Source organism: Phytobacter ursingii, from assembly GCF_001022135.1.
GTDB classification, from domain to species: domain Bacteria; phylum Pseudomonadota; class Gammaproteobacteria; order Enterobacterales; family Enterobacteriaceae; genus Phytobacter; species Phytobacter ursingii.
The window spans coordinates 2,555,770-2,581,572 of sequence record NZ_CP011602.1 but is presented as its reverse complement, the minus strand read 5'-3'; the positions used below and the strand labels follow the sequence as shown (position 1 = coordinate 2,581,572).

Genomic DNA, 25,803 nt, shown 5'->3' with positions numbered 1-25,803 from the left:
TTCCTGCATCCGTCGTCATTAGCGATATTCTGCATGGCAGAAAGGCCGAAACACGCGTTTCGGCCTTAGACGAAAGCTCAGGTGGCGCTTTTTTTCATCATGCTGAAAATGAATAGCAGCGCGGCACACAGCACAACAGACGGTCCTGCTGGCGTGTCATAAAAAGCGGAGAACGTTAGCCCACCGGTGACAGCGATCATGCCGACGCCCACGGCGATACCCGCCATTTGTTCTGGCGTGCGGGCAAAGCGGCGCGCGGTGGCTGCGGGTATTATCAGCAGAGACGTGATAATCAGCGCCCCGACAAACTTCATCGCCACCCCAATTGTCAACGCCGTGACCAGCATTAACAGCAACTTCACACGCTGCAACTTCACGCCATCGACAAATGCCAGTTCCGGACTGATAGTCATCGAAAGCAGGTTACGCCACTGCCAGAACAGGATCCCGATAACCAGCACGACACCCGCAGCAATGGAGAGCAAGTCCGTGGGGGTGACTGCCAGCAGGTCACCAAAAAGGTAGGCCATCAAATCGACGCGTATATTCGACATCAGGCTGACAACCACCATGCCAAGGGATAAGGCGCTATGAGCCATAATCCCCAGCAATGTATCAATGGCAAGGTGAGGGCGTTTTTCCAGCCAGACCAGTCCGGCGGCAAGCAGCAGCGTGACAGCAATCACCGCATAAAAAGGGTTAATGTCGAGCAGCAGACCGAAAGCGACACCCAGCAACGAGGCGTGGGCGAGGGTATCGCCAAAATAGGACATGCGGCGCCAGACCACAAATGAGCCCAAGGGGCCTGCGGCGCAGGCGAGCATCATCCCGGCCAACCAGCCGGGCAACAGTAATTCAATCATCCGCGTCCATTTCCCTGACGTAATATAATGCGCCCCTGCAAATCATGACGGTGATTATGGCGGTGGCGATAAATACCCAGTTGTTCCGCGCCGCGAGGGCCGAACATGGAGATAAATTCAGGGTGCGTGGAGACCACTTCTGGTGCGCCGGAGCAGCAAATATGGTGATTCAGACAGAGGACTTCATCCGTTTTAGCCATCACCAGATGCAGATCATGGGAGACCATCAATACGGCGCAGTCGAGTTCGCGGCGTAATTGATCGATGAGATCGTACAGGGCGACCTGACCGTTAACATCGACCCCTTGTGTCGGCTCATCCAGTACCAGCAACTGAGGTTGATTGAGCAGCGCGCGCGCCAGTAATACGCGTTGCGTTTCACCACCGGATAATTTTTGCATCGGGGCATCGACAAGGTGTGCGGCATTCACACGTTTAAGTGCCGGAACAATGTCATCTTTTCGGGTACCCGGACGCAGACGCATAAAGCGACCCACGGTCAGCGGCAGTGTGGCGTCGAGATGCAGTTTTTGCGGCACATAACCAATACGCAGGGCATTGCCGCGCTTGATCGTCCCGGTATCGGGTGCTACCAGTCCCAGTACCACGCGCACCAGCGTCGATTTACCCGCGCCATTAGGGCCGAGCAGGGTAAGAATTTTACCGGGTTGTAGAGTGAGCGAAATGTCAGACAGCACGCGTCTTTGACCGAAACTGACGGAGACATTTTCCAGCGTTACCAGATTAGTCATAGCATTTAAAGGGTTGCACAAGTTGTCGAATGTTATAATATCACATTCCACATATTCATTACGATAATTAGTCGCATTATGTTACATAAAAATACGCTTCTTTGCGCAGCGCTTTTCACTGCACTGGCAGGCGGGGTAACCGGCACCGCAAACGCTGCTGTTGTCGCGTCGCTCAAGCCTCTGGGGTTTATCGCATCCGCCATTGTGGATGGGGTCACTACAACGGAAGTACTCCTCCCCGACGGGGCTTCTGAGCACGATTATGCCCTGCGCCCGTCTGATGTAAAACGCTTGCAGAACGCGGACTTAGTCTTTTGGGTCGGTCCGGACATGGAAGCGTTCATGGACAAGTCCGCGCAGCAGATTCCGGCGGCAAAACAGGTGCTCATGCAGGCACTACCAGGCGTGAAACCGCTACTCATTAAGGGCAGCGATGATGACGAGCACGATCATGACGCAGACCATCCTGGCGACGAAAATAGTGACGAACATCACCATCATGGTGATTACAACATGCATCTGTGGCTTTCACCAGAGATTGCACGGCTATCGGCGGTTGCAATCCACGATAAATTAGTAGAAGTTATGCCCCAAAGCCGAGCACGGCTGGACGCCAACCTGCAAGCGTTTGAGGCCAGTCTGGCACAAACCGACAAAGAGGTTGGCAGCGAGCTGGCACCAGTGAAGGGTAAAGGTTATTTCGTATTTCATGATGCCTACGGTTATTTTGAAAGGCATTACGGGCTGACTCCGTTAGGTCACTTTACCGTCAACCCTGAAATTCAACCTGGTGCGCAGCGTTTACATCAAATCAGAACACAGTTGGTTGAGCAAAAAGCAGCCTGCGTTTTTGCTGAGCCACAGTTCAGGCCAGCGGTCGTTGAAGCTGTTGCCAGAGGGACATCCGTTCGAATGGGAACGTTGGATCCACTCGGTACCAGTATCAAGCTTGGCAAAGAGAGCTATTCTCAGTTCCTTGCCCAGTTATCTAACCAGTATGCGAGCTGCCTGAAAGGAGATTAACGAGGAAGTGGATACGTGCAACAGATAGCCCGCTCTGTCGCCCTGGCATTTAATAATCTGCCCCGACCCCATCGCGTTATGCTGGGGTCACTTACAGTTCTCACCTTTACGGTTGCCGTCTGGCGACCGTATGTCTACCACCCCGAATCCACGCCGACACCCATCGTCAAAACCATCGAGCTGGAAAAGAAAGAGATTCGTTCGCTGCTGCCTGAGGCCAGTGAACCTATTGATCAGTCCATGCCCGACGAAGTCGAAGACATTCCACAGGATGAACTCGATGATAAGACGGCTGGCGAAGAGGGCGTGCACGAATATGTCGTGTCGACCGGCGATACGCTGAGCAGTATTCTGAATCAGTACGGCATTGATATGGGTGATATCAGCCAGCTCGCGGCGGCGGATAAAGACCTGCGTAACATGAAAATTGGTCAGCAGATCTCCTGGACGCTGACCGCAGACGGCGATCTGCAGCGTATGACCTGGGAAGTCTCCCGCCGTGAAACCCGCACTTATGACCGCGTTGATGGCGGCTTTAAAATGACCAGTGCGATTCAGGAGGGCGACTGGGTCAACTCGGTACTGAAAGGCACGGTTGGCGGCAGTTTTGTCAGCAGCGCGAAAGAGGCCGGATTAACCAATGTGGAAATCAGTGCGGTCATTAAAGCGATGCAGTGGCAAATGGATTTCCGTAAGCTGAAAAAAGGGGACGAGTTCTCGGTACTGATGTCCCGCGAAATGCTGGAAGGGAAACAGGAACAGAGCCAGCTGCTGGGCGTTCTTCTGCGCTCTGACGGAAAGGATTATTTTGCGATTCGCGCCGACGACGGTAAATTTTACGACCGCAACGGTACCGGGCTGGCGAAAGGCTTTATGCGTTTCCCGACATCGAAACAGTTCCGTGTCTCCTCCAACTTTAACCCGCGTCGCCTGAACCCGGTAACTGGCCGCGTTGCGCCGCATAAGGGTGTCGATTTCGCCATGCCGCAGGGGACACCGGTTCTCTCTGTGGGTGACGGCGAAGTGGTTGTTGCCAAACGCAGCGGTGCGGCGGGTTATTATGTCGCGGTGCGTCATGGGCGTACCTACACCACCCGCTATATGCATCTGCGCAAACTGCTGGTCAAAGAAGGGCAGAAAGTTAAACGTGGCGATCGCATCGCGCTCTCCGGCAATACTGGCCGTTCAACTGGCCCGCATCTGCATTATGAAGTGTGGATCAACCAGCAGGCAGTGAACCCCTTAACGGCGAAATTACCAAGAACCGAAGGTCTGAGCGGTACCGATCGCCGCGACTACCTGGCACAAGTGAAGGACATCGTTCCGCAACTGAAATTCGATTAACGCCTACAGAGTACAAGCCGGCGTCAGCACGCGCCGGCTTTTTCTTTTGTAGGAATTGACGCACCTCGTTACACTATTCTCACTTTGCTTATTGAAATACTTGCCTGCGGAACATGCATGGAAACGAAGAAAAACAATTCAGAATACATTCCCGAATTTGAAGAAGGCTTTCGTCACCCGCGCTACTGGGGTGCGTGGATAGGTGTTTTCGCGTTTGCGGGCGTAGCGCTGCTCCCTGCGTCTTTACGCGATCCGTTGCTGGGGACGCTTGGGCGCCTTGCCGGTAAATTCGGTAAGAGTGCGCGTCGGCGTGCCCAGATCAACCTGTTGTACTGCTTCCCGGAGAAATCAGAAGCGGAACGTGAAGCGATCATTGACGAGATGTTCGCTACTGCGCCGCAGGCGATGGTTTTGATGGCGGAGCTGGCGATGCGTGGGCCAGAGAAGATCCTGTCGCGCGTTGGGTGGCAGGGGCGCGAGATTATCGATAGCCTGCGCGACAATAATGAAAATGTGATTTTTCTGGTCCCGCATGGATGGGGGGTAGATATCCCGGCAATGCTGATGGCCTCACAGGGGCAGAAAATGGCGGCGATGTTCCATAATCAGGGCAACAAAGTATTCGATTATGTCTGGAACACCGTACGTCGACGCTTTGGTGGACGTCTGCATGCGCGCAACGACGGTATCAAACCGTTTATTCAGTCCGTGCGCCAGGGGTATTGGGGCTACTACCTACCCGATCAGGATCATGGTGCCGAGCACAGCGAATTTGTTGATTTCTTTGCGACTTATAAAGCTACGCTACCGGCGATTGGGCGTTTGATGAAGGTGTGCCGTGCGCGCATTGTGCCGCTTTTCCCGGTTTATGATGCGACGACGCATCGGCTGATCGTTCAGGTACGTCCACCGATGGACGATCTGTTGACTGCGGATGACGTCACCATTGCGCGCCGAATGAACGAAGAGGTTGAAGTGTTCGTCGGGCCGAGGCCAGAGCAGTACACCTGGATTTTGAAACTGCTGAAAACGCGCAAGCCGGGTGAGATTGAACCGTACAAGCGCAAAGAGTTATTCCCGAAGAAATAAAAAAACCCCGCCTGGCGGGGTTTTGCTTTTCTGGTTTATTTATTCCACGGTCAGAATACGTGTGGTGTTAGTTGTACCCACGGTACTCATCACATCGCCCTGGGTAACGATCACCAGATCGCCGGAAATCAAATAGCCTTTGTCACGCAGCAGATTTACCGCGTCATTAGCCGCTACCACACCTTCGTTTACGCTGTCGAAATAGACCGGTGTCACGCCGCGGTACAGTGCGGTCAGGTTCAGGGTGCGCTCATGACGGGAGAGCGCGAAAATCGGCAGACCGGAACTGATACGTGAAGTCATTAGCGCGGTACGGCCAGACTCTGTCATAGAGATAATCGCGGTTACCCCTTTCAGGTGGTTCGCGGCATACATCGCCGACATTGCGATCGCTTCTTCCACATTATCGAACTGAATATCGAGGCGGTGTTTTGACACGTTGATGCTCGGGATCTTCTCGGCGCCCAGGCAAACACGCGCCATCGCGGCAACAGTTTCTGCCGGGTACTGACCCGCAGCGGTTTCCGCAGAGAGCATAACTGCATCGGTGCCATCCAGCACGGCGTTTGCCACATCCATGACTTCTGCACGGGTTGGCATCGGATTGGTGATCATCGATTCCATCATCTGCGTGGCGGTGATGACTGCACGGTTAAGCTGACGCGCACGACGAATCAGCGCTTTCTGGATACCCACCAGCTCCGGGTCACCAATTTCCACGCCGAGGTCGCCACGGGCAACCATCACCACATCGGAGGCAAGGATGACATCATCCATCGCTTCCTGGCTGCAGACTGCCTCAGCGCGTTCTACTTTGGCGACAATCTTTGCGTCACAACCCGCGTCGCGCGCCAGACGGCGGGCATAATTGAGGTCTTCGCCGCAGCGCGGGAAGGAGACGGCCAGGTAATCCACACCAATCAGCGCAGCGGTCACAATATCTGCTTTGTCTTTGTCGGTCAGCGCCTCTGCCGAGAGACCGCCGCCCAGTTTGTTAATGCCTTTATTGTTAGACAGCGGGCCGCCCACCGTGACTTCGGTGAACACTTTCATGCCCTGAACTTCCAGTACTTTCAACTGCACGCGGCCATCATCCAGCAGCAGAATGTCGCCAGGTACCACGTCAGCAGGCAGGCCTTTATAGTCGATACCGACTTTTTCTTTGTCGCCTTCGCCTTTGCCGAGATTGGCATCGAGCAGGAATTTATCGCCAATATTGAGGAATACTTTGCCTTCCTTGAACGTGGACACGCGAATTTTCGGTCCTTGTAAATCGCCAAGAATAGCAACATGACGTCCCAGTTTTGCCGCAATTTCACGCACTTTATCCGCACGTAATTTATGATCTTCCGGTGTGCCGTGTGAGAAGTTCATGCGTACCACGTTGGCGCCTGCGGCGATAATTTTCTCAAGGTTATTATCGCGATCGGTGGCCGGGCCTAAAGTGGTCACGATTTTGGTTCTGCGAAGCCTTCTGGACATGTAATACTCCGTTGTCTAAAACAACCAGGTGTTGCGTGAACATGGATTCAGCTAAATTGCCAAAGTGAGAATTTAACCGAACAGCGTAAGATGTTACAACTTTGTTATTACTATCGGTCTATTAATGTTTATCGCTCCGGATGAGGAACTCCTTATCAAAGCGCGATTCTTTCAGTGCTTCTTTGACACGCTTCAAGTTATCCCTGAATTTTGCGCCACGTCGCAATGTGAAGCCGGTAGCGAGAACGTCAATAACCGTGAGCTGTGCAAGACGTGACACCATGGGCATATAAATGTCGGTATCTTCCGGAACGTCGAGAGTAATAGCCAGTGTCGCTTCCCGGGCAAGTGGTGTCTCTGCCGACGTCAGCGCGATGACCATGGCGTCGTTTTCACGTGCCAGTTGTGCCAGTTCAACCAAACTTTTGGTGCGTCCGGTATGCGAAATCAGCACAACCACGTCATCGTCACTACAATTCATACAACTCATGCGTTGCAACACGATGTCGTCGGTATAAATAACGGGTACGTTGAAGCGGAAAAATTTGTTCATCGCGTCGTGCGCGACGGCGGCAGACGAACCGAGACCAAAAAAAGCGATTTTCTTTGCCTGAGTCAGCAGATCAACGGCGCGGTTGACCGCCGCCATATCGAGCGACTGACGTACATGGTCAAGGCTTGCCATCGCCGACTCGAAAATTTTGCCGGTATAGGCCTCGACGCTGTCATCTTCATCGACGTTGCGATTAACATAGGGCGTGCCGTTTGCCAGACTTTGCGCCAGATGCAATTTAAAATCCGGAAACCCGCGGGTATCGAGACTGCGGCAAAATCGGTTCACCGTGGGTTCGCTGACCCCCGCTTGCTGGGCGAGGGCGGCGATACTGGAATGAATGGCTTGATCGGGGAAGGCGAGAATCACTTCCGCCACTTTGCGCTCGGATTTGCTAAGGTGTTCCAGTTGAGACTGGATTTTTTCCAGCATATTCATTTTTAACGAATCGCTCATCAGTGAAACGATTCCACAGAAAGGTGAAATCGTGATGCGTTTTAGCAAGAATATACCTTTCTGCCGCAAAGAGAGGTAAGTGACAACGTTAAATGTTGTTGTTTTTTTTCATTACATGATCGCAGTCGGATTTTATTCGCTGCGAATCAGGCAAACATCCAGCATTTTCACGGTGAAAAAGCAGATTTTCGCCGAAGAGCCCTACAGCGCACAGGTAGACAAGCGTTAGCGGTTTCGATAATTACGTAAAAGCAGTACAGTGCAGTGTAATAAAATTACAACTAAAACCTGGCATAAGCACCAGAATAGCCAACTGAGGAGAATGACATGGCGGTAACGCAAACAGCCCAGGCATGTGACCTGGTCATTTTCGGCGCGAAAGGCGATCTCGCACGCCGGAAATTGCTGCCTTCCCTGTATCAACTGGAAAAAGCGGGTCAGATCCATCCGGATACGCGTATCCTGGGTGTCGGACGCGCCGACTGGGATAAAGAAGCCTATACAAAAGTGGTGCGTGAAGCGCTCGAAACTTTCATGAAGGAAAAAATCGATGAAAGCTTATGGGACACGCTGAGCGGCCGCCTGGATTTCTGCAACCTGGATGTCAATGACACCAAAGCGTTTAAGCGCCTTGGCGCTATGCTCGACCAGAAGAATCGCACCACTATTAACTACTTTGCGATGCCGCCAAGCACCTTTGGCGCTATCTGCAAAGGTCTGGGTGAGGCTAAGCTGAATGCGAAACCTGCCCGTGTCGTGATGGAAAAACCATTAGGCACCTCGCTTGCCACCTCACGTGAAATTAACGATCAGGTTGGCGAGTATTTCGAGGAATGCCAGGTCTACCGCATCGACCACTATCTGGGTAAAGAGACTGTACTCAATCTGCTGGCGCTGCGCTTTGCCAACTCCCTGTTCGTCAATAACTGGGATAACCGTACGATTGATCATGTGGAAATCACGGTGGCGGAAGAGGTGGGTATCGAAGGTCGCTGGGGATACTTTGACCAGGCGGGTCAAATGCGCGACATGATCCAGAACCACCTGCTGCAGATCCTTTGCATGATCGCTATGTCTCCGCCGTCAGATCTGACTGCGGACAGTATTCGTGATGAAAAAGTGAAGGTACTGAAATCTCTGCGTCGTATCGATCGCTCGAACGTGCGTGAGAAAACCGTCCGTGGGCAGTACACCACCGGGTTTGCCCAGGGCAAAAAAGTTCCGGGCTATCTGGAAGAAGAGGGGGCGAACAAATCCAGCAACACCGAAACGTTCGTCTCTATTCGCGTGGATATCGATAACTGGCGCTGGGCGGGCGTGCCGTTCTACCTGCGTACCGGTAAACGTCTGCCGACGAAATGTTCAGAAGTTGTGGTGTATTTCAAAACGCCTGAACTCAACTTGTTCAAAGAGTCCTGGCAAGATTTGCCGCAGAACAAGCTCACCATCCGTCTGCAGCCGGACGAAGGTGTGGATATCCAGGTCCTGAACAAAGTGCCGGGGCTGGATCACAAACATAACCTGCAGACCACTAAGCTGGACCTCAGCTATTCTGAAACCTTCAACGAAACACACCTGGCCGATGCCTATGAGCGCCTGCTGCTGGAAACCATGCGTGGCATTCAGGCACTGTTCGTGCGCCGTGATGAAGTAGAAGAAGCCTGGAAGTGGGTTGACTCTATCACCGAAGCTTGGGCGATGGACAACGACTCGCCGAAACCATATCAGGCCGGGACCTGGGGACCGGTTGCCTCTGTGGCGATGATTACCCGTGATGGCCGCTCCTGGAATGAATTTGAGTAATCAGGTTGTTGCGAATGTTACGTAGTTTTACCGGTAACATGATCTAACTCAGAAATCAGGCCAATATTTCAACTTTCAAGCTCCGACTGGATTCACCAGCGGAGCTTTTTTTATTACACTGGCTACAGTGATTTTGCCTTTGGGCGCGGTGTGACGGCGTTTTTTGCTGAATTTCAAATGCTGAAACCTCCTGAATACCGTTGTCCCGGACAGATAAATTTCAGGAGCCTTTATGAATCCAGTATTGTTACGCGTAACAAATCGCATTACAGAACGCTCGCGCGAAAGCCGGACGGCCTATCTAAAACGCATCAATCAGGCGAAGAGTGAAACCGTACACCGTTCCTCGCTGGCATGTGGCAATCTGGCCCACGGTTTTGCCGCCTGTCAGCCTGATGACAAAGCCTCGCTCAAAAGTATGCTGCGTAACAATATCGGCATCATCACCTCCTACAACGATATGCTTTCTGCACACCAGCCTTACGAAACCTATCCGAATATTATTCGCAAGGCGTTGCACTCTGTGAATGCGGTTGGTCAGGTGGCAGGCGGCGTTCCAGCCATGTGTGACGGGGTTACGCAGGGTCAGGACGGGATGGAACTTTCACTGCTCAGCCGTGAGGTGATCGCCATGTCAGCGGCAGTCGGACTGTCGCATAATATGTTTGACGGGGCATTGTTCCTGGGCGTCTGCGACAAAATCGTCCCCGGCCTGGCGATGGCTGCGTTCTCATTTGGTCATTTGCCCGCCGTATTTATCCCGTCAGGTCCCATGGCCAGCGGCCTGGCAAATAAAGAAAAGGTACGCATTCGTCAACTTTATGCAGAAGGTAAAGTCGATCGTATGGCGCTACTGGAATCCGAAGCAGCTTCTTACCACGCGCCGGGTACCTGTACTTTCTACGGTACGGCCAATACTAACCAGATGGTTGTCGAATTCATGGGCATGCAACTGCCCGGTTCTTCCTTCGTGCATCCGGATGCACCGCTGCGAGAAGCGCTGACCTCGGCTGCCGCACGCCAGGTGACACGCTTAACCGGTAACGGTAGCGAATGGATGCCGATCGGCAAAATGGTCGATGAAAAAGTGGTGGTCAACGGTATCGTTTCATTACTGGCAACAGGTGGTTCCACTAACCACACTATGCATCTGGTGGCGATGGCGCGTGCTGCGGGCATTATTATTAACTGGGATGACTTTTCTGAACTGTCGGACGTAGTGCCGCTGCTGGCGCGACTCTATCCGAACGGTCCGGCGGATATTAACCACTTCCAGGCGGCGGGCGGTGTACCCGTGCTGATGCGTGAGTTGCTCAAAGGCGGTTTGCTGCATGAAGATGTGAATACGGTAGCCGGTTTTGGCCTCTCCCGTTACACCATGGAACCCTGGCTTAATAACGGTGAGCTGGACTGGCGTGAAGGGGCCGCAGCGTCACTGGATGCGGATGTCATCGCCACGATTGAAAAGCCTTTCTCTCGCCATGGCGGTACCAAAGTGCTCAGCGGCAATCTTGGGCGCGCGGTGATGAAAACCTCTGCCGTACCGGTTGAATATCAGGTCATTGAAGCGCCGGCCGTGGTATTTGAGAGCCAGCATGACGTGTTGCCGGCTTTTGATGCGGGCTTATTGAACAAAGATTGTGTCGTGGTGGTCCGTCATCAGGGACCAAAAGCGAACGGCATGCCAGAATTACATAAACTTATGCCGCCACTTGGTGTATTATTGGACCGCTGTTTCAAAATTGCGTTGGTTACAGATGGACGACTCTCCGGCGCATCAGGTAAAGTGCCCTCAGCGATTCATGTGACACCCGAAGCGTATGACGGTGGATTGCTGGCGAAAGTACGTGATGGCGACATCATCCGTGTAAACGGACAGACTGGCGAATTGACGCTGCTGGTCGATGATAATGAGCTTGCTGCACGTCAGCCGCATATTCCTGACCTGAGCGCTGCGCGCGTGGGTACCGGGCGCGAACTGTTTGGCGCACTGCGAGAAAAACTTTCCGGTGCGGAGCAGGGCGCAACCTGCATTACTTTTTAAAACGACAAGATTTTTAGTTCAGGCGAGAGAATAATTCTGATGAAAAATTGGAAAACGAGTGCAGAAGCAATCCTGAAAACTGGCCCGGTAGTGCCGGTTATCGTTGTCAACAAACTGGAGCACGCAGTCCCGATGGCGAAAGCACTGGTTGCTGGCGGCGTGCGCGTTCTTGAAGTAACACTGCGTACTGCCTGTGCCATCGATGCGATTCGCGCGATTGCGAAAGAAGTGCCGGATGCCATTATCGGCGCAGGCACCGTACTTAATCCCCAGCAGTTGAAAGAGGTCACTGAAGCGGGTGCGCAGTTCGCGATAAGCCCGGGTCTGACTGAGCCGCTGCTGAAAGCCGCGACCGAAGGCACTATCCCGTTGATTCCGGGTATCAGCACGGTTTCGGAACTGATGCTGGGTATGGACTACGGCCTGAAAGAGTTCAAATTCTTCCCGGCAGAAGCGAACGGCGGCACCAAAGCGCTGCAGGCTATCGCGGGGCCGTTCTCTCAGGTACGTTTCTGCCCGACTGGCGGTATCTCTCCGGCTAACTACCGCGATTACCTGGCGCTGAAAAGCGTGCTGTGTATCGGTGGCTCCTGGCTGGTTCCGGCCGACGCGCTGGAAGCAGGCGACTATGACCGCATCACGAAACTGGCTCGCGAAGCGGTTGAAGGCGCGAAGTAATTCGCCTTTTCGGGTGAAATATCCCGAATGAAATAAGCAACTGGCACGTACCTTCATACGTGCCGGTTTTTTTATTCGTTCATTCCAGACAGACTTGTCTCTTCAATAAGCTTATTTTTTCTCGTGCCCGCTTTTATATTCTTCGCCTTTGCACAATGTTAGTTTTTTGGCGTCGAAAGGACGTCCCGGATTTTACGGGAGCAAGGGAATGTTTCGGAATATTTTTTGTATCAGTCTATTGGCAACGTTAACCACCTGCCAGGCACAGGCCAGCATTGTAATGAACAATACGCGGGTGATTTATAACGCGCGCGATCGTGAAGTGACCGTGCCAATATCCAACCGCAGCAGTAAACCCGTATTAGTGCAAAGCTGGCTTGATGACGGCGAGGTGAATGCTGACCCAACGACCCACCACACTCCCTTTGTGATTTTTCCTCCGATAGCCCGAGTGGATGGCGACAGCGCCAAAACGTTGCGATTACGCATGGTCAACGCTTCGACATTGCCTGTTGACCGCGAATCCGTGTTCTGGCTCAACGTACTGGATGTGCCGGTAAAACTCCCCGTAGGGGAGAAGAACCGCCTTCAGGTGGCACTGCAGTCACGGGTTAAGGTGTTTTACCGTCCGGCGGGGTTGCGTGGAAGCCCGGGCAAAGCGGTAGAGGAACTGGTCTGGCACAGCAACGGAAAGGGGTTAACGGTGACGAACCCCACAGCATGGCATGTGTCGCTGGTGTCAGTGACGAGCAAAGAGGGGGAGTGGTCGGTAGATATTATTGCACCGGGCAAGACGCGGGATTTCCCGCTACCGCTGAAAGCATCGACCCCGATTGGGGTGACATGGATAGATGATAATGGCGCGATACAAATTTATGACGCAGTTACACAATAAAACCAGGGAGAGGATGATGGTAAGGAAGACGATATTAATGGTACTTGTATTGTTCGGTACACTTTTCTCATTTACGGCCCATGCTTGGTGTCAATTAGTGCCAGCGACAAATGCTGATCAGCGCTTGGGAACTGTCATCAACCGGGCAATAAACGCCGTACCCGCAGACATCCGCATGCCAAAAGATGTTCCTCTTGGTACCGAGTTATACAGAATGACAGCACGAAATAACAGCTACGGTTATAACCGTGTTAGTTGCAATAACGATATTTCCAGCAGTAATAATTACTATGTTATGGGAAAGTTTGTTGATGACGCGACGCCTCCGCCGTCATCCTGGCAGGGAAGCGGTCTGGGGACAGTCTATCAGACCGGGACTGAGGGGATTGGCGTCGTGATTTTGACCAGTACTTCGAACCATGCTCCAGGAGTAAAAACATACGGATCTGTAAGTTGTTATCTTTCTGATGGTTTTCGTTCATGTTCAGTACCCTCTGAAGGAGGTGATATTACCTTTGTACTTATCAAAACGGGGGAGATAACGGCAAGTTCACTCGACCTTACTTCCCTGCCTTTACTTGAATCAGTAGTAGGGGGGATCAGCTCTCCGGGCAGTGATATTACGGTATTTCGCCCCACGCTGGTCGGTTCAATTACGTTCACTCAACCTACCTGCACTCTGGCTGAAACCAGTAAAACCGTTAATCTGGGTGAACATTCGGCTTCGGATTTTACTGCGGCAAATTCCGCAACGTCCTGGATTAATGCATCCATCGGTCTCATCAACTGCAATCACGGCGGGGCGCAAAGCTACCAGTACAATATCTTGCAGTCAGAGTGGGGATCCACGGGTGTGACTACCGTCGCTGCGCCCATTACCACTGACGCCATCTGGAGCTTAAGGCTCACCCCCGCCACCAGCGTCATTGATGACACCAACGGTATTATGGCCATCAGCAGCGGCGCAGACAGCGCCACGGGAATAGGGATTCAGCTTTCGAGTTCAAACTCAACACTTAAGCCCATGAAATTCTCGCAACCGACAACAGGGATAATGGTGTCAGGCACCAATACCACCATGAGCATTCCGCTCTATGCCCGTTATATCAAAACCGGATCGGCGGTTACAGCCGGGAAAGCAAACGGAAAACTGACCTACCTGGTGGAGTACAAATAAAAAATCTCCCCCCGGGGCGCTGCTGACCCCAGGGATGGCTAAGCAGGGCATTATCCCGCGACGATAATCGCAGCCGCCGCGGCTTTCGCTCGTTCAACCGCCTCTTCAACGGTATCTGCTGTTGCCAGCGCCACGCCTAAACGGCGTGTGCCGTCAATTTCAGGCTTGCCAAACAGACGTACCTGCAGACCCGCGCCGACGGCATGTTGCAGGTTATCAAACGTGACGTTCTGGCTTTTCAGCGCAGGCAGGATCACCGCAGAGGCAGACGGTCCGTACTGGCGAATTTGCCCAACGGGCAGACCGAGGAAGGCGCGAACGTGCAGGGCGAATTCTGAAACATCCTGCGAAATCAGCGTGACCATCCCGGTATCGTGTGGACGCGGAGAGACTTCACTAAAGACCACCTCATCGCCGCAAACAAACAATTCAACGCCGAATAAGCCATAGCCGCCCAGGGCTAATACCACTTTACTCGCCACATCCTGCGCGCGTTCCAGCGCCAGGTCGGTCATAGATTGCGGTTGCCAGGATTCACGATAGTCTCCGTCTTCCTGACGATGACCTACCGGAGAGCAGAAATGTACGCCATCTGATGCGCTGATGGTCAGCAGAGTGATTTCGAAATCAAAATTCACCACACCTTCGACGATAACGCGACCGGCACCCGCACGACCACCCTGTTGCGCGTATTCCCAGGCTTTCGCCAACTGATCGGCACTGCGAATGAAACTCTGGCCTTTACCGGAAGAACTCATTACGGGTTTTACGATGCAGGGCAGGCCTATCTCATCAACGGCCTGACGGAACGCCTCTTCACTGTCGGCAAAGCGGTAGCTTGACGTTGGAAGAGCCAGTTCTTCGGCCGCCAGACGACGAATACCTTCGCGATTCATGGTCAGTTTGGTTGCCCGCGCGCACGGGACAACATGCTGACCTCGGGCTTCCAGTTCCAGCAGCGTATCGGTGGCAATCGCTTCAATTTCCGGCACGATGAAGTCGGGCTTTTCCAGTGCTACCAGTGATTTTAACGCCTCACCATCAAGCATATTGATAACATGCGAGCGGTGGGCCACATGCATGGCGGGCGCGTCGGCATAACGGTCTACGGCAATGACTTCAATGCCAAGCCGCTGGCATTCAATCGCCACTTCTTTGCCTAATTCCCCCGAACCCAATAACATTACGCGAGTAGCCGCCGGACGCAGCGCAGTACCTAATAGAGTCATAGCAAGTCGACCTTCATAAAAAAAATCTGGCGGCAGTATATACGAAAACGTTTGCGTCTGTCTTTTACGACTTGCGCTCTGGCGAAGGGTGCAGTAAAATACTGTATATAAATACAGTTAACAGGGGCTGCATCATGGCGGTTGAAGTCAAGTATGTTGTGATTCGTGAAGGTGAGGAAAAAATGTCTTTTGCCAGCAAAAAGGAAGCTGACGCTTACGATAAAATGCTCGACCTGGCCGAGGTACTGGAAGGCTGGCTGGGCGAAGCGCCAGTGACGCTTGAAGAAGACCAGCGCGATCAAATGGCGCTCTGGCTGGCTGAACAAAAAGAGGTGCTCAGCCATATCCTCAAATCCGGTAAGTTACCCGGTGCGGATAGCCAGGAGGGCGCACCAGAAGCGGCTCAGGATGATGCAGACGTGGGAGCATCAGAGGCGGTTGATATTAAGTCAAAAGCGAAACGCTCTGCTGCCTGATCCCGGCTTGCGCTGCCTGTAATTTGTACCATGCTTTGATTGGGCTCTATGCACAGGAGAAAAGCATGAAAATAGCAGGAGTGTTGCTGGGTACACTATTACTGGCGGGCAGCGTAGTCGCATCGGCTGCCACTGACAAATCGGTTAAATTTCCCTCTTGCGAAGGAATGAATGCAGAGGGGATCGCTGCGAGCGTCAAACGTGATTACTTGCAAAACCGCATCGTACGCTGGGCTGACGATCAAAAAAAACTTGGCCAGGCGGATCCCGTTGCCTGGGTTACTCCGAAAGACATTCGGGGTAAGAACGATCAATGGGATGTTCCCTTAACGGTTCGTGGTAAGAGCACAGACATTCATTATCTCGTCAAAATCGATTGTAAAGCAGGAAAAGCGGAGTATCAGCCTCGTTAGCACCACGACCTTTTCTCATCTTTTGCTGTTTTAGACATTTCCTGACACCCCCTCGCTTAGGCTTCTCGTTTACGAAACGATTAAGTGAGGGGAATCATGGCAAACTGGTTAAACCAATTACAGTCTCTTCTTGGCCAGCAAGGCCAGTCAGCGTCTTCCTCCGGCGGGCAGGACCTCGGCAAATTACTCGTGCCCGGTGCTTTAGGTGGGCTTGCCGGTTTGCTGGTCGCCAGCAAATCTTCGCGTAAATTACTGACCAAATACGGTACCAGCGCGCTGCTTGTGGGGGGCGGGGCTGTGGCGGGCACCGTCCTGTGGAATAAATACAAAGACAAAGTGCGCACAGCCCATCAGGGAGAGGCGCAGTTTGGTCAACAGAGCTCGTCTATTGATGCGCGAACCGAACGTCTGATTCTGGCCCTGGTGTTTGCCGCGAAGAGCGATGGACACATAGATGACAGAGAACGTACCGCTATCGAACAACAACTGAACGAGACCGGTATTGAAGAAAAAGGGAGAGCGCTGATTGCGAAAGCGATCGAACAACCGCTGGATCCACATCGGCTTGCGGCTGGCATCAAAAATGAGGAAGAGGCGCTGGAAGTCTATTTCCTGAGCTGCGCAGCAATAGATATCGATCACTTTATGGAGCGCAGCTATCTTGCTGCCTTAGGCGATGCGCTTAAGATCCCGCAGGATGTTCGGGACGGGATCGAAGAAGACCTTCGACAACAGAAAAAGAGCCTTATCGACTAACGCGACTTTCTCGTTTCGCTTGCATCACGCGCGGCTTTTGCCAACCTTATAGTGTGTTAAACAAATAAGAACAGAGCTATGCCGCCGAAAGCTAAACAAGTTCCCCACGCTATGACAGTTCATGGCGATACACGTCTGGACAACTATTACTGGCTGCGCGACGACACCCGTTCGCAGCCAGACGTACTTGATTATCTGCAACAAGAAAATGAGTACGGTCGCTGCATTATGGCTTCTCAGCAGGCACTACAGGATCGTCTGCTGGAAGAGATCATTTCACGTATCCCGCAGCGTGAGATTTCAGCGCCTTATGTTAAGAATGGCTATCGCTATCGCCACATCTTCGAGCCGGGGTGTGAATATCCGATTTATCAACGCCAGTCCGCGCTCTCGGCTGAATGGGATGAGTGGCAAGTGCTGCTGGATGCGAACCAGCGTGCTGCGCATAGCGAATTTTATACTCTGGGAGGGATTGCCATCTCTCCGGATAATACGCTGATGGCCATATCTGAGGATTACCTTTCGCGCCGCCAGTACGGTGTGCGCTTTCGTAATCTGGAGACCGGGAACTGGTATCCGGAGATGCTCGATAATGTTTCACCGGGTTGTGTGTGGGTGAACGATTCAGAAACACTTTATTATGTGCGTAAACATGCCACGACCTTGCTTCCTTATCAGGTCTGGCGCCATACCATTGGAACCCCATCCACGCATGATGAATTGATTTATGAGGAGACGGACGACACCTTTTACGTCAGCCTGAGTAAAACCAGTTCACAGCACTACATCATTATTCACCTTGCAAGTGCGACGACCAGTGAGGTGCTGCTGCTGGATGCAGAATTGCCTGATGCTCAGCCGCTCTGCTTTTTACCGCGTCGTAAAGATCACGATTACAGCCTCGATCATTTTCAACACTCCTTTTATTTGCGTTCCAACCGGGATGGCAAAAATTTCGGCCTGTATCGCACCAAAGTACGTGATGAACGACGTTGGGAAGTGCTGATACCCGCCAGAGAAAATGTCATGCTGGAGGGATTCACCCTGTTTACCGACTGGCTGGTGGTTGAAGAAAGGCAGCGCGGCCTCACCAGCCTGCGGCAGATCAACCGGAAAACGCGAGAAGTCACCGGAATCGCCTTTGACGATCCGGCATATGTTACCTGGCTTGCTTATAACCCTGAACCGGAGACCTCGCGGCTACGTTATGGTTATTCCTCCATGACGACGCCGGATACCTTGTTTGAACTTGACATGGACACTGGCGAGCGACGCGTGATCAAACAGACGGAAGTAGCCGGATTTGACGCCAGTGATTATCGTAGCGAGCATCTTTGGATCCGGGCGCGGGACGGTGTGGAAGTCCCGGTATCGCTGGTCTATAACCACAAACATTTTCGCAAAGGGGAAAATCCGTTACTGGTTTACGGCTATGGCTCGTATGGCGCCAGCATGGATGCTGATTTCAGCAGTAGCCGGTTAAGTTTGCTCGATCGTGGCTTTGTCTATGCCATTGCCCACATCCGCGGCGGCGGGGAGCTGGGGCAGCAGTGGTATGAGGACGGGAAATTCCTGAAAAAAAGGAACACCTTCAACGACTTTATCGATGTTACGGATGGGCTGCTGGCGCTGGAGTATGGCTCTCCGCTTTTCTGCTATGGCATGGGCGGTAGTGCCGGAGGATTGTTGATGGGGGCCGTTATCAACGAGCGACCATCACTGTTTCACGGAATTATCGCGCAGGTACCGTTCGTGGATACGCTCACAACAATGCTGGATGAATCCATTCCTTTGACCACCGGCGAGTTTGAAGAGTGGGGAAATCCGCAGGACGAAACCTACTATCACTACATAAAACGCTATAGCCCGTACGATAATATCGGTACCCATGACTATCCGCATATGTTGGTCACAACAGGCCTGCATGACTCCCAGGTGCAATACTGGGAGCCAGCCAAATGGGTGGCGAAACTGCGCGAACTTAAAACGGACAACAATCTGCTTCTGCTCTGTACCGATATGGATTCCGGTCACGGCGGCAAATCAGGCCGTTTTAAATCCTACGAGGGAGTGGCGCTTGAGTTCGCTTTCCTGGTCGCGCTGGCGCAAGGCACGCTCCCAGGCAACAAAGCGGATTAATTATCGTCGAGATAATGTCTTAACGTCAGCCGTAACTCCGGACTCATACGGTCCAGATTGTTGTACAACCAACGCAAGTAGCCGGGGTCGCGTTCTGCGACTTCGGCGACGGCTTTCCCCCGATACTTACCGAAGGTGAAGGTTGTCATCAGTGCGGGCCTGCCGGTGACCGTTGCCATTTGATCCGGCGTCCAGCCTGATGTTTTCATAATATCAATCAGCAAGGCTGCGGTGATATAGCAGTCATAAAGCGCCCGGTGATGGTGTAATCCTGCTGGCGTTTGTACGCTAAGCTTGCGTGATTTATACAAAGCCATATTGCTGTATTTAATACCGGGCCAAAGCCGACGAGCCAGCTTCATAGTACAAATCCATTCGCCTGGCATTTCGGGTAAGACGCGTCTGTCGAAGCTGGCATTATGGGCGACATACCAGTGACTACCGTAATAATGGGGAATAATTTCTTCAATCCACGGCTGATTGGCGACCATTGATTCGGTTATCCGATGGATAGCCATCGCCTGAGGGCTGATAGGGCGGTCCGGGCGAACAAGATGGCTCATGGGATTAATAATCTGCCCGTTCACCACATCTACGGAAGCAATCTCGACGACCCCGCCTTGCAAATCGCAGGTTTCGGTATCGATGACGCGAAGTACGGTTTCAGCTGTCATTTGCTTTTCGGCTCGTACGGCAGACGCGACAGATTCACAGACGCCAGGCGGTGAGCAATAAGCCGTTCGCGAAACCAGTTGCGCAGGTGTTCGGGTTGCTCACGTTCGACGACCTCAGCGACCACCGGCATGTTATAGCGCTCTTTAAAAGCAACACCGGCCGCTGCCAAATCGACGTTGACTTTGTCCATCTCTTCCTGTGAAAGGCGGGCCAGATTGGTATTCATGCGTTTCTCCTGAGGTTATGCCGCAAAAGTTACTAAGCCTGTTGCAGAAAGACAAGTCTGCCGATGAGACTCGACGAGGCCATTATACAGAGTTATCCTCGTCGCTTTAAACATAACAAAAAGGAATGCCAGACATGCTATTCACCGCACCCCGCCTGTCACGTACATTGGCTCTTGTCGCTGCTGTCGTCACTGCACCCGCAGCTTTCGCTCATGCCCATCTGAAAAACCAATATCCTGCAGCGAACGCCGACGTCACGGCCTCCCCGCAGGCGCTAACGCTGAATTTCTCCGAAGGCATTGAACCCAAATTCAGCGGCGTCACGCTCACCGGGGCACAGCAGCAGAGCATTAAGACAGGCGCCGTTAAACGTAACGAACAGGACAAAACACAAATGCTCGTTCCTCTGGAGCAGACGTTGCAGCCGGGTAATTATACCGTTGACTGGCATGTCGTCTCTGTCGATGGCCACAAAACCCGTGGTACCTATACGTTTTCAGTGAAATAAGATGTTAACGGCAGGCTATATTGGGTTGCGCGGCATCCATTTTGCCGCCTTGATGCTGCTTTTCGGCTGCGCGCTCTTTATTAGTCGGCTGGCGCCTCGCCATCTGCTCCTTGTCATGGTAACGCGTTTTACCGGATTAATACGCCTTTGCCTGTGCATGGGCGCTTTAAGTGCCGTCTTCATGTTTGCCCTACAGGGCGGGATTATGGGCGATGGCTGGAAAGATGTTTTTAGTCCGCAAACCTGGCGGCTGCTTGCCGGGACGCAGTTCGGCAGTATCTGGTTATGGCAGATGTTCATTGCTGTTATGACGATGTTTGTCGGCTATCTGCAACCCAAACAGCAGGGAAGGCTGGTGTTGCTGACAGGCGCGCAACTGATCCTGCTCGCTGGCGTCGGCCACGCCGCCATGCATGAAGGCATCGCGGGCATACTACAACGTGCAAACCACGCACTCCATTTACTGTGTGCTGCCACCTGGTTGGGTGGATTATTACCCGTACTGTTTTGTATGCGATTAAGCCAGGCTCGCTGGCGAGAATATGCCGTTAGCTCAATGATGCGTTTTTCTCGATACGGGCATGTCGCAGTGGCAGGCGTTCTTGTGACAGGTATGATTAACTCCCTGTTTATTCAGGGCACCTTATGGTCTACGCAAACCGGCTATGGCCGCATGCTATTGATCAAATGTGCGTTGGTGGCGCTAATGGTGGCAATTGCGCTAGCGAACAGGTATGTTCTGGTGCCACGCTTAGGCCTGAAAAACTCCCAGGCACGACATTTCCTGATTTGGATGACATGGACCGAAGTGGTTCTGGGTGCGCTTGTGCTGGCGGCGGTCAGCCTGTTCGCAACCTGGGAACCCTTCTGATTAACCGGGCGAAAATGATGAAAAAAACCATACTGACGATGCTTTTACTGGCATGTTCCGCTGGCGCCTTTGCCGCGCCGTCGGTGATTACCGTAAGCCGCTTTGAAGTGGGTAAGGACAAATGGGCATTTAACCGGGAAGAGGTGATGCTCACCTGCCGACCCGATCATGCGCTTTATGCCATCAATCCGAGCACACTGGTGCAATATCCGCTCAATCAAGAGGCGCAACAGCAGGTGGCCAGTGGTAAAACATCCGCGCAACCCATCAGTGTTATCCAGATTGACGACCCGTCCAGACCCGGTGAAAAGATGAGTCTTGCGCCCTTTATCGCTCGGGCGGAAAAACTTTGTTAATAAAAGAATTCATCTGACTGATTTTAAATAAAAAACCGCAAGTCTGATTGAACAGGTCTTGCGGTTTTAACATTTTTAAGCGTGACGATAACCGAATTTTTCAGAGCGGATTTGCCGCAAACTGGAAAACCTGGCGCCGTCATCTATTCTTAAAGTGCAAGGCGACTTAGCCTGCATTAATGCCAACTTTTAGCGCACGGCTCTCTCCCAAGAGCCATTTCCCTGGACCGAATACAGGAATCGTATTCGGTCTTTTTTTGGAACTCTTTCCAGACAGGCACTTAAGTGGCTCCGTCGGAAAATGTCCGAAAACTGTCCGAATTTCCATATTCGGCAACCTAACCCTTATACCAGAATAAATTCCTTTTTGCGCGGATCTCAATACTTTTTCGTTCTTGCCTCAGATGCATATCCCCGGCACGGCTATATGAATCCTGACCATACTTTTGGCTGAGAGTTTATGCATATGCAACCTGGCTGCTCGTGGAATGATTCACTCTCCGCGAGCGAATCAACATCATCGGGAAACTGGCGGGGATGCAGGTGTTAATACAGAGGTGGTGTTTGAAATAAAAATCCCTCAGGAGAGGGAAATCCGCTCTTCTCCTGAGGGAAGCAATTGCTTGAAAGTTAATAAATTCTTCGTTACGACCATTAGTTTGCTAATTATAAAGAATATATGCTTTGAGAATCATCCTGGTTTTCAATCAGCAAGGATTAGCCAGCTATAGTCATTGCATCCATGCTTCATTATTATTCCCTGGTAAGCTTCATTCGCCGCTCTGTCCGAGCGGCTTTTTTTTTGCTCACACAAATGATGCCATCCTGGCTGTCCGGGCAGCCTTCTGTTGTCCCTTCATACAGGGGGGATGAGGATGTGCATTGTCAGTTCTCATTAGCCCCGCAACCGACGAGACATCGGGGTATATCGCCCTGTTAAAGTACATGTCGGTGGCTAATTCATTCTCAGACCGTTCTCCCTGTTTCTGCAGGGTAAAGTGACCTGCCCCCAGAGTTAGATACAACCTTCAGTTAGTAATGTCGGTTGGTTTTTCTTCATATTTCCCGTTTCGCCAGCCCGCTGCAAATTCAGCCGGCGTCAGGTAATTCAGTGATGAATGTGGTCGACACTCGTTATAATCCAGTCGCCAGTCATTAATGATCTTCCTGGCGTGAACAATATCGCTGAACCAGTACTCATTCAGGCATTCATCACGAAAGCGTCCGTTAAAACTCTCAATAAATCCGTTCTGCGTTGGCTTGCCGGGCTGGATAAGTCGCAGCTCCACACCATGCTCAAAAGCCCACTGATCGAGTGCGCGGCAGGTAAACTCCGGGCCCTGATCGGTTCTTATCGTAGCCGGATAGCCGCGAAACAGCGCAATGCTGTCCAGAATACGCGTGACCTGCACGCCTGAAATCCCGAAGGCAACAGTGACCGTCAGGCATTCCTTTGTGAAATCATCCACGCAGGTCAGGCACTTGATCCTGCGACCTGTGGCCAGTGCGTCCATGACGAAATCCATTGACCAGGTCAGATTGGGCGCCATCGGGCGGAGCAGCGGCAGACGTTCTGTTGCCAGCCCTTTACGACGTCGTCTGCGTTTTACACTCAGGCCATTAAGTTGATAGATGCGGTAAACCCGCTTGTGGTTAACGCAAAGACCTTCACGTCGCAGAAGCTGCCAGATACGCCGGTAACCAAAACGGCGGCGTTCAAGTGCCAGCTCTGTGATGCGTAGAGACAGCTGCGCGTCAGCAGGCGGACGCTGAGCCGAATATCGGCAGGTTGACAGGGACAGACCTGCCAGCCTGCAGGCACGACGTTGCGACAGACCCTTAGCCTCGCACATGACTTCCACGGCTTCCCGCTTCTGGTCTGTCGTCAGTACTTTAGCCCAAGAGCCACCTGAAGCGCCTCCTTATCCAGCATGGCTTCAGCAAGCAGCTTCTTGAGTCTGGCGTTCTCTTCCTCAAGAGACTTCAGGCGCTTAACCTCAGGCACCTCCATACCGCCATACTTCTTACGCCAGGTGTAAAAGGTGGCGTCGGAAATGGCGTGCTTACGGCAGAGCTCACGGGCAGAAACGCCGGCTTCGGCCTCGCGGAGAATACAGATGATCTGTTCGTCGGAAAAACGCTTCTTCATGGGGATGTCCTCATGTGGCTTATGAAGACATTACTAACATCGCGGTGTATTAATCAACGGGGAGCAGGTCAAAAGAGCGCAGCAATAATTTCCATTCAGCGGGGAGATAAGTTGAGATAAAAGTAAAAGTTCGCTGAATGTCTGTGATAACACTTTATTAAGATTAATCTTAAGGGTAATCTGCGTTCTCAATTTATGAAAAGGAGGTTGTAATGCTGGACAGATATTCCACAAAGACAGACGAAGAGAATAATCGCGTAGAAGTAGTAAAAGCAGCGTTAGACATTGCAAAGGCTTCTGTTGGAAGCTATGACGCGGCCGCAGCATGCAAAACAGATACAGAAATGCAATATGTCGCACAGCAAATTAAAGCTCTTGCCGATGCAATTGAGGATGCTTTGAAAGTGTCCTGAGGCCATTTCGATCTTAACAGCCTCGCCTGAGCGGGGCTTTTTATTGTCACCCCTAAACCACCTCCTGGGGAGGTGGTGATTGATCCTGTAAGGCTATAGCCTGAAGAATGCCCATGCCGGAATATCTCTGCTTACTCACCACAAGTAAAAGGAGACAAACCGACATGGGGCTTTACAGGAGTTCATCACATGTATATTGGCGTTGCAAATACCACATAGTATGGACGCCAAAGTACCGTTTCAGGATCCTGAAAGATAATCTGGGCAAGGAACTTTACAGGACAATCTACATCCTATGCGGAATAAAAGATTGTGAGGTTCTGGAGTTAAATGTTCAGCCAGATCATGTACATCTGGTTGTAATAGTCCCGCCGAAAATCTCGATATCAACCCTGATGGGGCATCTGAAAGGCCGCAGTGCAATCAGGCTCTACAATCGTTTTCCACATATAAGAAAGAAACTATGGGGTAACCATTTTTGGTCCCGTGGCTACTTTGTCGATACGGTGGGAGTGAATGAAGAAATTATCAGGAGATATGTGAGGCATCAGGAGAAAAAGGAACAAACGCATGAACAGCAGATGGAATTGCTAGAGTAGTAACAGGAAGGAGACAGTAGCCCCCCTTATAGGGGGCATTCTAAAAAGCCACCTTCTAAGAAGGTGGTCTTTTACTGCCCCTCGTCCACGCAGTCTGACGATATATTTTCCGGGTGAACTCTTTTTGAAATGAAGATGTTGCCAGTAAGTATTCTGACTGACACAGCCCACGGCGACAAACTCAGAGTTATGACCTCCCCCTGGTCGCCTGCCATAGGCCCGGCCTCGCCTATGGTGCGGGTTAATGAGAAAAGAAGCGCTCGACTAACCCGGTACCGCCGGCATGCGGGTTAATTGACTCGCGTTCTTATCAGAACCGCAAAGGCGCCATGTTTTTTGCCGAACATTAGCTATTCCACTACCGATCAACAGGCGTTATCCGCGCACTGTTGCTGGCAAAGCATCGAAGAAAAATATGAGAACGGTGAGTGGGTTATTGCTATGGCATAGCTGCTTTCTTTCCCGGCCTTGCCATGATGTCTAAACATAACAAGAGACGATGACCGAAGGGCTGTGCTAATGTCGTATGCAATTAAACAACTGAGGATAACGACATGAGCAAAGATGTTGTGGTAATACTCCCCGGTGGAAAGGTCGATCACATCTCGGTGGCGGATGACCTAAAGAAGGTCAGCTACAGAAATGATCAGCGCTCTTTTCTTGATATGCCGATCGAAACGTATGTGCTGGATGGAAAAGAGTTCCTGATAGCGAAGTTTTCGGAATTAGTCAGTACGCGTGAAACTGAACAGGCCATTCGTCAGTTTTATTAACCTGCCACCATCAACTGGATTTAGCCGTGGTCAGCGCGGGAAAACGACTTTCCCGTGTTG

General features: G+C 52.0%; 26 protein-coding genes. 18 read left to right on the top strand and 8 right to left on the bottom strand.

The window, feature by feature from the left end; all coding sequences use genetic code 11:
• Positions 1–77: 77 nt before the first annotated feature.
• Together znuB and znuC are read right to left on the bottom strand one after the other, a co-directional pair.
• Positions 78–863, bottom strand: a complete 786-nt coding sequence (gene znuB, locus AB182_RS15630; RefSeq protein WP_047370904.1) for a zinc ABC transporter permease subunit ZnuB — start codon at positions 861–863, stop codon at positions 78–80.
• Positions 860–1,615, bottom strand: coding sequence for a zinc ABC transporter ATP-binding protein ZnuC (gene znuC, locus AB182_RS15625; protein WP_047370903.1), 756 nt, complete (start codon positions 1,613–1,615; stop codon positions 860–862). Before znuC ends, znuB begins: the two co-directional genes overlap by 4 nt.
• Positions 1,616–1,693: 78 nt before the next feature.
• On the opposite strand from znuC, the gene znuA reads away from it, so the two are divergent.
• The 3 genes from znuA to lpxM all read left to right on the top strand — a co-directional run bounded on the left by znuA (position 1,694) and on the right by lpxM (position 5,071).
• Positions 1,694–2,638, top strand: a complete 945-nt coding sequence (gene znuA / locus AB182_RS15620; protein ID WP_047370902.1) for a zinc ABC transporter substrate-binding protein ZnuA — start codon at positions 1,694–1,696, stop codon at positions 2,636–2,638.
• A 15-nt stretch (positions 2,639–2,653) separates the two neighbouring features.
• Positions 2,654–3,982 carry a murein DD-endopeptidase MepM gene (gene mepM / locus AB182_RS15615; RefSeq protein ID WP_047370901.1) on the top strand — a complete coding sequence of 443 codons (1,329 nt, stop codon included), beginning with the start codon at positions 2,654–2,656 and terminating at the stop codon, positions 3,980–3,982.
• 117 nt (positions 3,983–4,099) lie between these two features.
• Positions 4,100–5,071 (top strand): lauroyl-Kdo(2)-lipid IV(A) myristoyltransferase, encoded by a 972-nt coding sequence (gene lpxM, locus AB182_RS15610; protein ID WP_047370900.1) that lies wholly within the window; start codon positions 4,100–4,102, stop codon positions 5,069–5,071.
• A gap of 39 nt (positions 5,072–5,110) precedes the next feature.
• Here lpxM and pyk read toward each other — a convergent pair whose 3' ends face one another.
• Both pyk and AB182_RS15600 read right to left on the bottom strand, forming a co-directional pair.
• On the bottom strand, positions 5,111–6,553 hold the full coding sequence (gene pyk / locus AB182_RS15605; protein WP_047370899.1) for a pyruvate kinase: 1,443 nt from the start codon (positions 6,551–6,553) through the stop codon (positions 5,111–5,113).
• 121 nt (positions 6,554–6,674) lie between these two features.
• Entirely contained in the window at positions 6,675–7,544 is an 870-nt protein-coding gene (locus tag AB182_RS15600) for a MurR/RpiR family transcriptional regulator (protein WP_047373323.1), read from the bottom strand.
• Positions 7,545–7,889: 345 nt separating this feature from the next.
• Between AB182_RS15600 and zwf the strand changes: the two genes are divergently transcribed.
• The 5 genes from zwf (at position 7,890) to AB182_RS15575 (ending at position 14,159) form a co-directional block, all read left to right on the top strand.
• On the top strand, positions 7,890–9,365 hold the full coding sequence (gene zwf / locus AB182_RS15595; RefSeq protein WP_047370898.1) for a glucose-6-phosphate dehydrogenase: 1,476 nt from the start codon (positions 7,890–7,892) through the stop codon (positions 9,363–9,365).
• Between the two features lie 232 nt (positions 9,366–9,597).
• Positions 9,598–11,409, top strand: a complete 1,812-nt coding sequence (edd, locus tag AB182_RS15590; RefSeq protein WP_047370897.1) for a phosphogluconate dehydratase — start codon at positions 9,598–9,600, stop codon at positions 11,407–11,409.
• A gap of 39 nt (positions 11,410–11,448) precedes the next feature.
• On the top strand, positions 11,449–12,087 hold the full coding sequence (gene kdgA / locus AB182_RS15585; protein WP_039078734.1) for a bifunctional 4-hydroxy-2-oxoglutarate aldolase/2-dehydro-3-deoxy-phosphogluconate aldolase: 639 nt from the start codon (positions 11,449–11,451) through the stop codon (positions 12,085–12,087).
• Positions 12,088–12,295: 208 nt separating this feature from the next.
• Positions 12,296–12,982: a fimbrial biogenesis chaperone gene (locus AB182_RS15580; protein ID WP_047370896.1), complete on the top strand. Its 687-nt coding sequence runs from the start codon at positions 12,296–12,298 to the stop codon at positions 12,980–12,982.
• Positions 12,983–13,019: 37 nt separating this feature from the next.
• Positions 13,020–14,159 (top strand): fimbrial protein, encoded by a 1,140-nt coding sequence (locus AB182_RS15575; RefSeq protein ID WP_167337887.1) that lies wholly within the window; start codon positions 13,020–13,022, stop codon positions 14,157–14,159.
• Between the two features lie 50 nt (positions 14,160–14,209).
• Here the strand turns inward: AB182_RS15575 and purT are convergent, their stop codons facing one another.
• Positions 14,210–15,388 carry a formate-dependent phosphoribosylglycinamide formyltransferase gene (gene purT, locus AB182_RS15570; protein WP_047370894.1) on the bottom strand — a complete coding sequence of 393 codons (1,179 nt, stop codon included), beginning with the start codon at positions 15,386–15,388 and terminating at the stop codon, positions 14,210–14,212.
• A gap of 134 nt (positions 15,389–15,522) precedes the next feature.
• Between purT and AB182_RS15565 the strand changes: the two genes are divergently transcribed.
• From AB182_RS15565 to ptrB, 4 genes are all read left to right on the top strand, one after another.
• Entirely contained in the window at positions 15,523–15,864 is a 342-nt protein-coding gene (locus AB182_RS15565) for a YebG family protein (protein ID WP_047370893.1), read from the top strand.
• 65 nt (positions 15,865–15,929) lie between these two features.
• On the top strand, positions 15,930–16,277 hold the full coding sequence (gene yebF / locus AB182_RS15560; protein WP_047370892.1) for a protein YebF: 348 nt from the start codon (positions 15,930–15,932) through the stop codon (positions 16,275–16,277).
• A gap of 96 nt (positions 16,278–16,373) precedes the next feature.
• Complete coding sequence (locus AB182_RS15555) at positions 16,374–17,033, top strand: tellurite resistance TerB family protein (RefSeq protein WP_047370891.1); 660 nt, start codon at positions 16,374–16,376, stop codon at positions 17,031–17,033.
• A gap of 78 nt (positions 17,034–17,111) precedes the next feature.
• A complete protein-coding gene (gene ptrB / locus AB182_RS15550; protein WP_047370890.1) occupies positions 17,112–19,172 on the top strand; it encodes an oligopeptidase B in 2,061 nt (686 codons plus the stop codon).
• Here ptrB and exoX read toward each other — a convergent pair.
• Positions 19,169–19,846 (bottom strand): exodeoxyribonuclease X, encoded by a 678-nt coding sequence (gene exoX, locus AB182_RS15545; RefSeq protein WP_047370889.1) that lies wholly within the window; start codon positions 19,844–19,846, stop codon positions 19,169–19,171. The two genes, ptrB and exoX, sit on opposite strands and share 4 nt — an antisense overlap.
• Positions 19,843–20,073: a DNA polymerase III subunit theta gene (locus AB182_RS15540; protein ID WP_039078743.1), complete on the bottom strand. Its 231-nt coding sequence runs from the start codon at positions 20,071–20,073 to the stop codon at positions 19,843–19,845. Before AB182_RS15540 ends, exoX begins: the two co-directional genes overlap by 4 nt.
• 134 nt (positions 20,074–20,207) lie before the next feature.
• Here AB182_RS15540 and yobA point away from each other — a divergent pair, with 134 nt between their 5' ends.
• Genes yobA through AB182_RS15525 form a run of 3 tightly spaced genes read left to right on the top strand, consistent with a single transcriptional unit; the run spans position 20,208 to position 21,809 of the window.
• Positions 20,208–20,582 carry a CopC domain-containing protein YobA gene (gene yobA, locus AB182_RS15535; protein ID WP_047370888.1) on the top strand — a complete coding sequence of 125 codons (375 nt, stop codon included), beginning with the start codon at positions 20,208–20,210 and terminating at the stop codon, positions 20,580–20,582.
• A 1-nt stretch (position 20,583) separates the two neighbouring features.
• Positions 20,584–21,453 carry a copper homeostasis membrane protein CopD gene (copD, locus tag AB182_RS15530; protein ID WP_047370887.1) on the top strand — a complete coding sequence of 290 codons (870 nt, stop codon included), beginning with the start codon at positions 20,584–20,586 and terminating at the stop codon, positions 21,451–21,453.
• Positions 21,454–21,467: 14 nt separating this feature from the next.
• Positions 21,468–21,809 carry a YebY family protein gene (locus AB182_RS15525; RefSeq protein WP_120785394.1) on the top strand — a complete coding sequence of 114 codons (342 nt, stop codon included), beginning with the start codon at positions 21,468–21,470 and terminating at the stop codon, positions 21,807–21,809.
• Between the two features lie 1,028 nt (positions 21,810–22,837).
• Here AB182_RS15525 and AB182_RS15520 read toward each other — a convergent pair.
• A protein-coding gene (locus AB182_RS15520) for an IS3-like element ISKpn34 family transposase (protein WP_120773466.1) occupies positions 22,838–23,958 on the bottom strand; the annotation gives its coding sequence in 2 pieces (ribosomal slippage) (positions 22,838–23,706 and positions 23,706–23,958; 1,122 coding nt in all).
• 212 nt (positions 23,959–24,170) lie between these two features.
• Here AB182_RS15520 and AB182_RS15510 point away from each other — a divergent pair.
• From AB182_RS15510 to AB182_RS15500, 3 genes are all read left to right on the top strand, one after another.
• Entirely contained in the window at positions 24,171–24,371 is a 201-nt protein-coding gene (locus tag AB182_RS15510; protein WP_047370885.1) for a hypothetical protein, read from the top strand.
• A 164-nt stretch (positions 24,372–24,535) separates the two neighbouring features.
• Complete coding sequence (gene tnpA, locus AB182_RS15505; protein ID WP_047370884.1) at positions 24,536–24,970, top strand: IS200/IS605 family transposase; 435 nt, start codon at positions 24,536–24,538, stop codon at positions 24,968–24,970.
• A gap of 554 nt (positions 24,971–25,524) precedes the next feature.
• On the top strand, positions 25,525–25,743 hold the full coding sequence (locus AB182_RS15500; protein ID WP_047370883.1) for a hypothetical protein: 219 nt from the start codon (positions 25,525–25,527) through the stop codon (positions 25,741–25,743).
• Positions 25,744–25,803 lie beyond the last annotated feature (60 nt).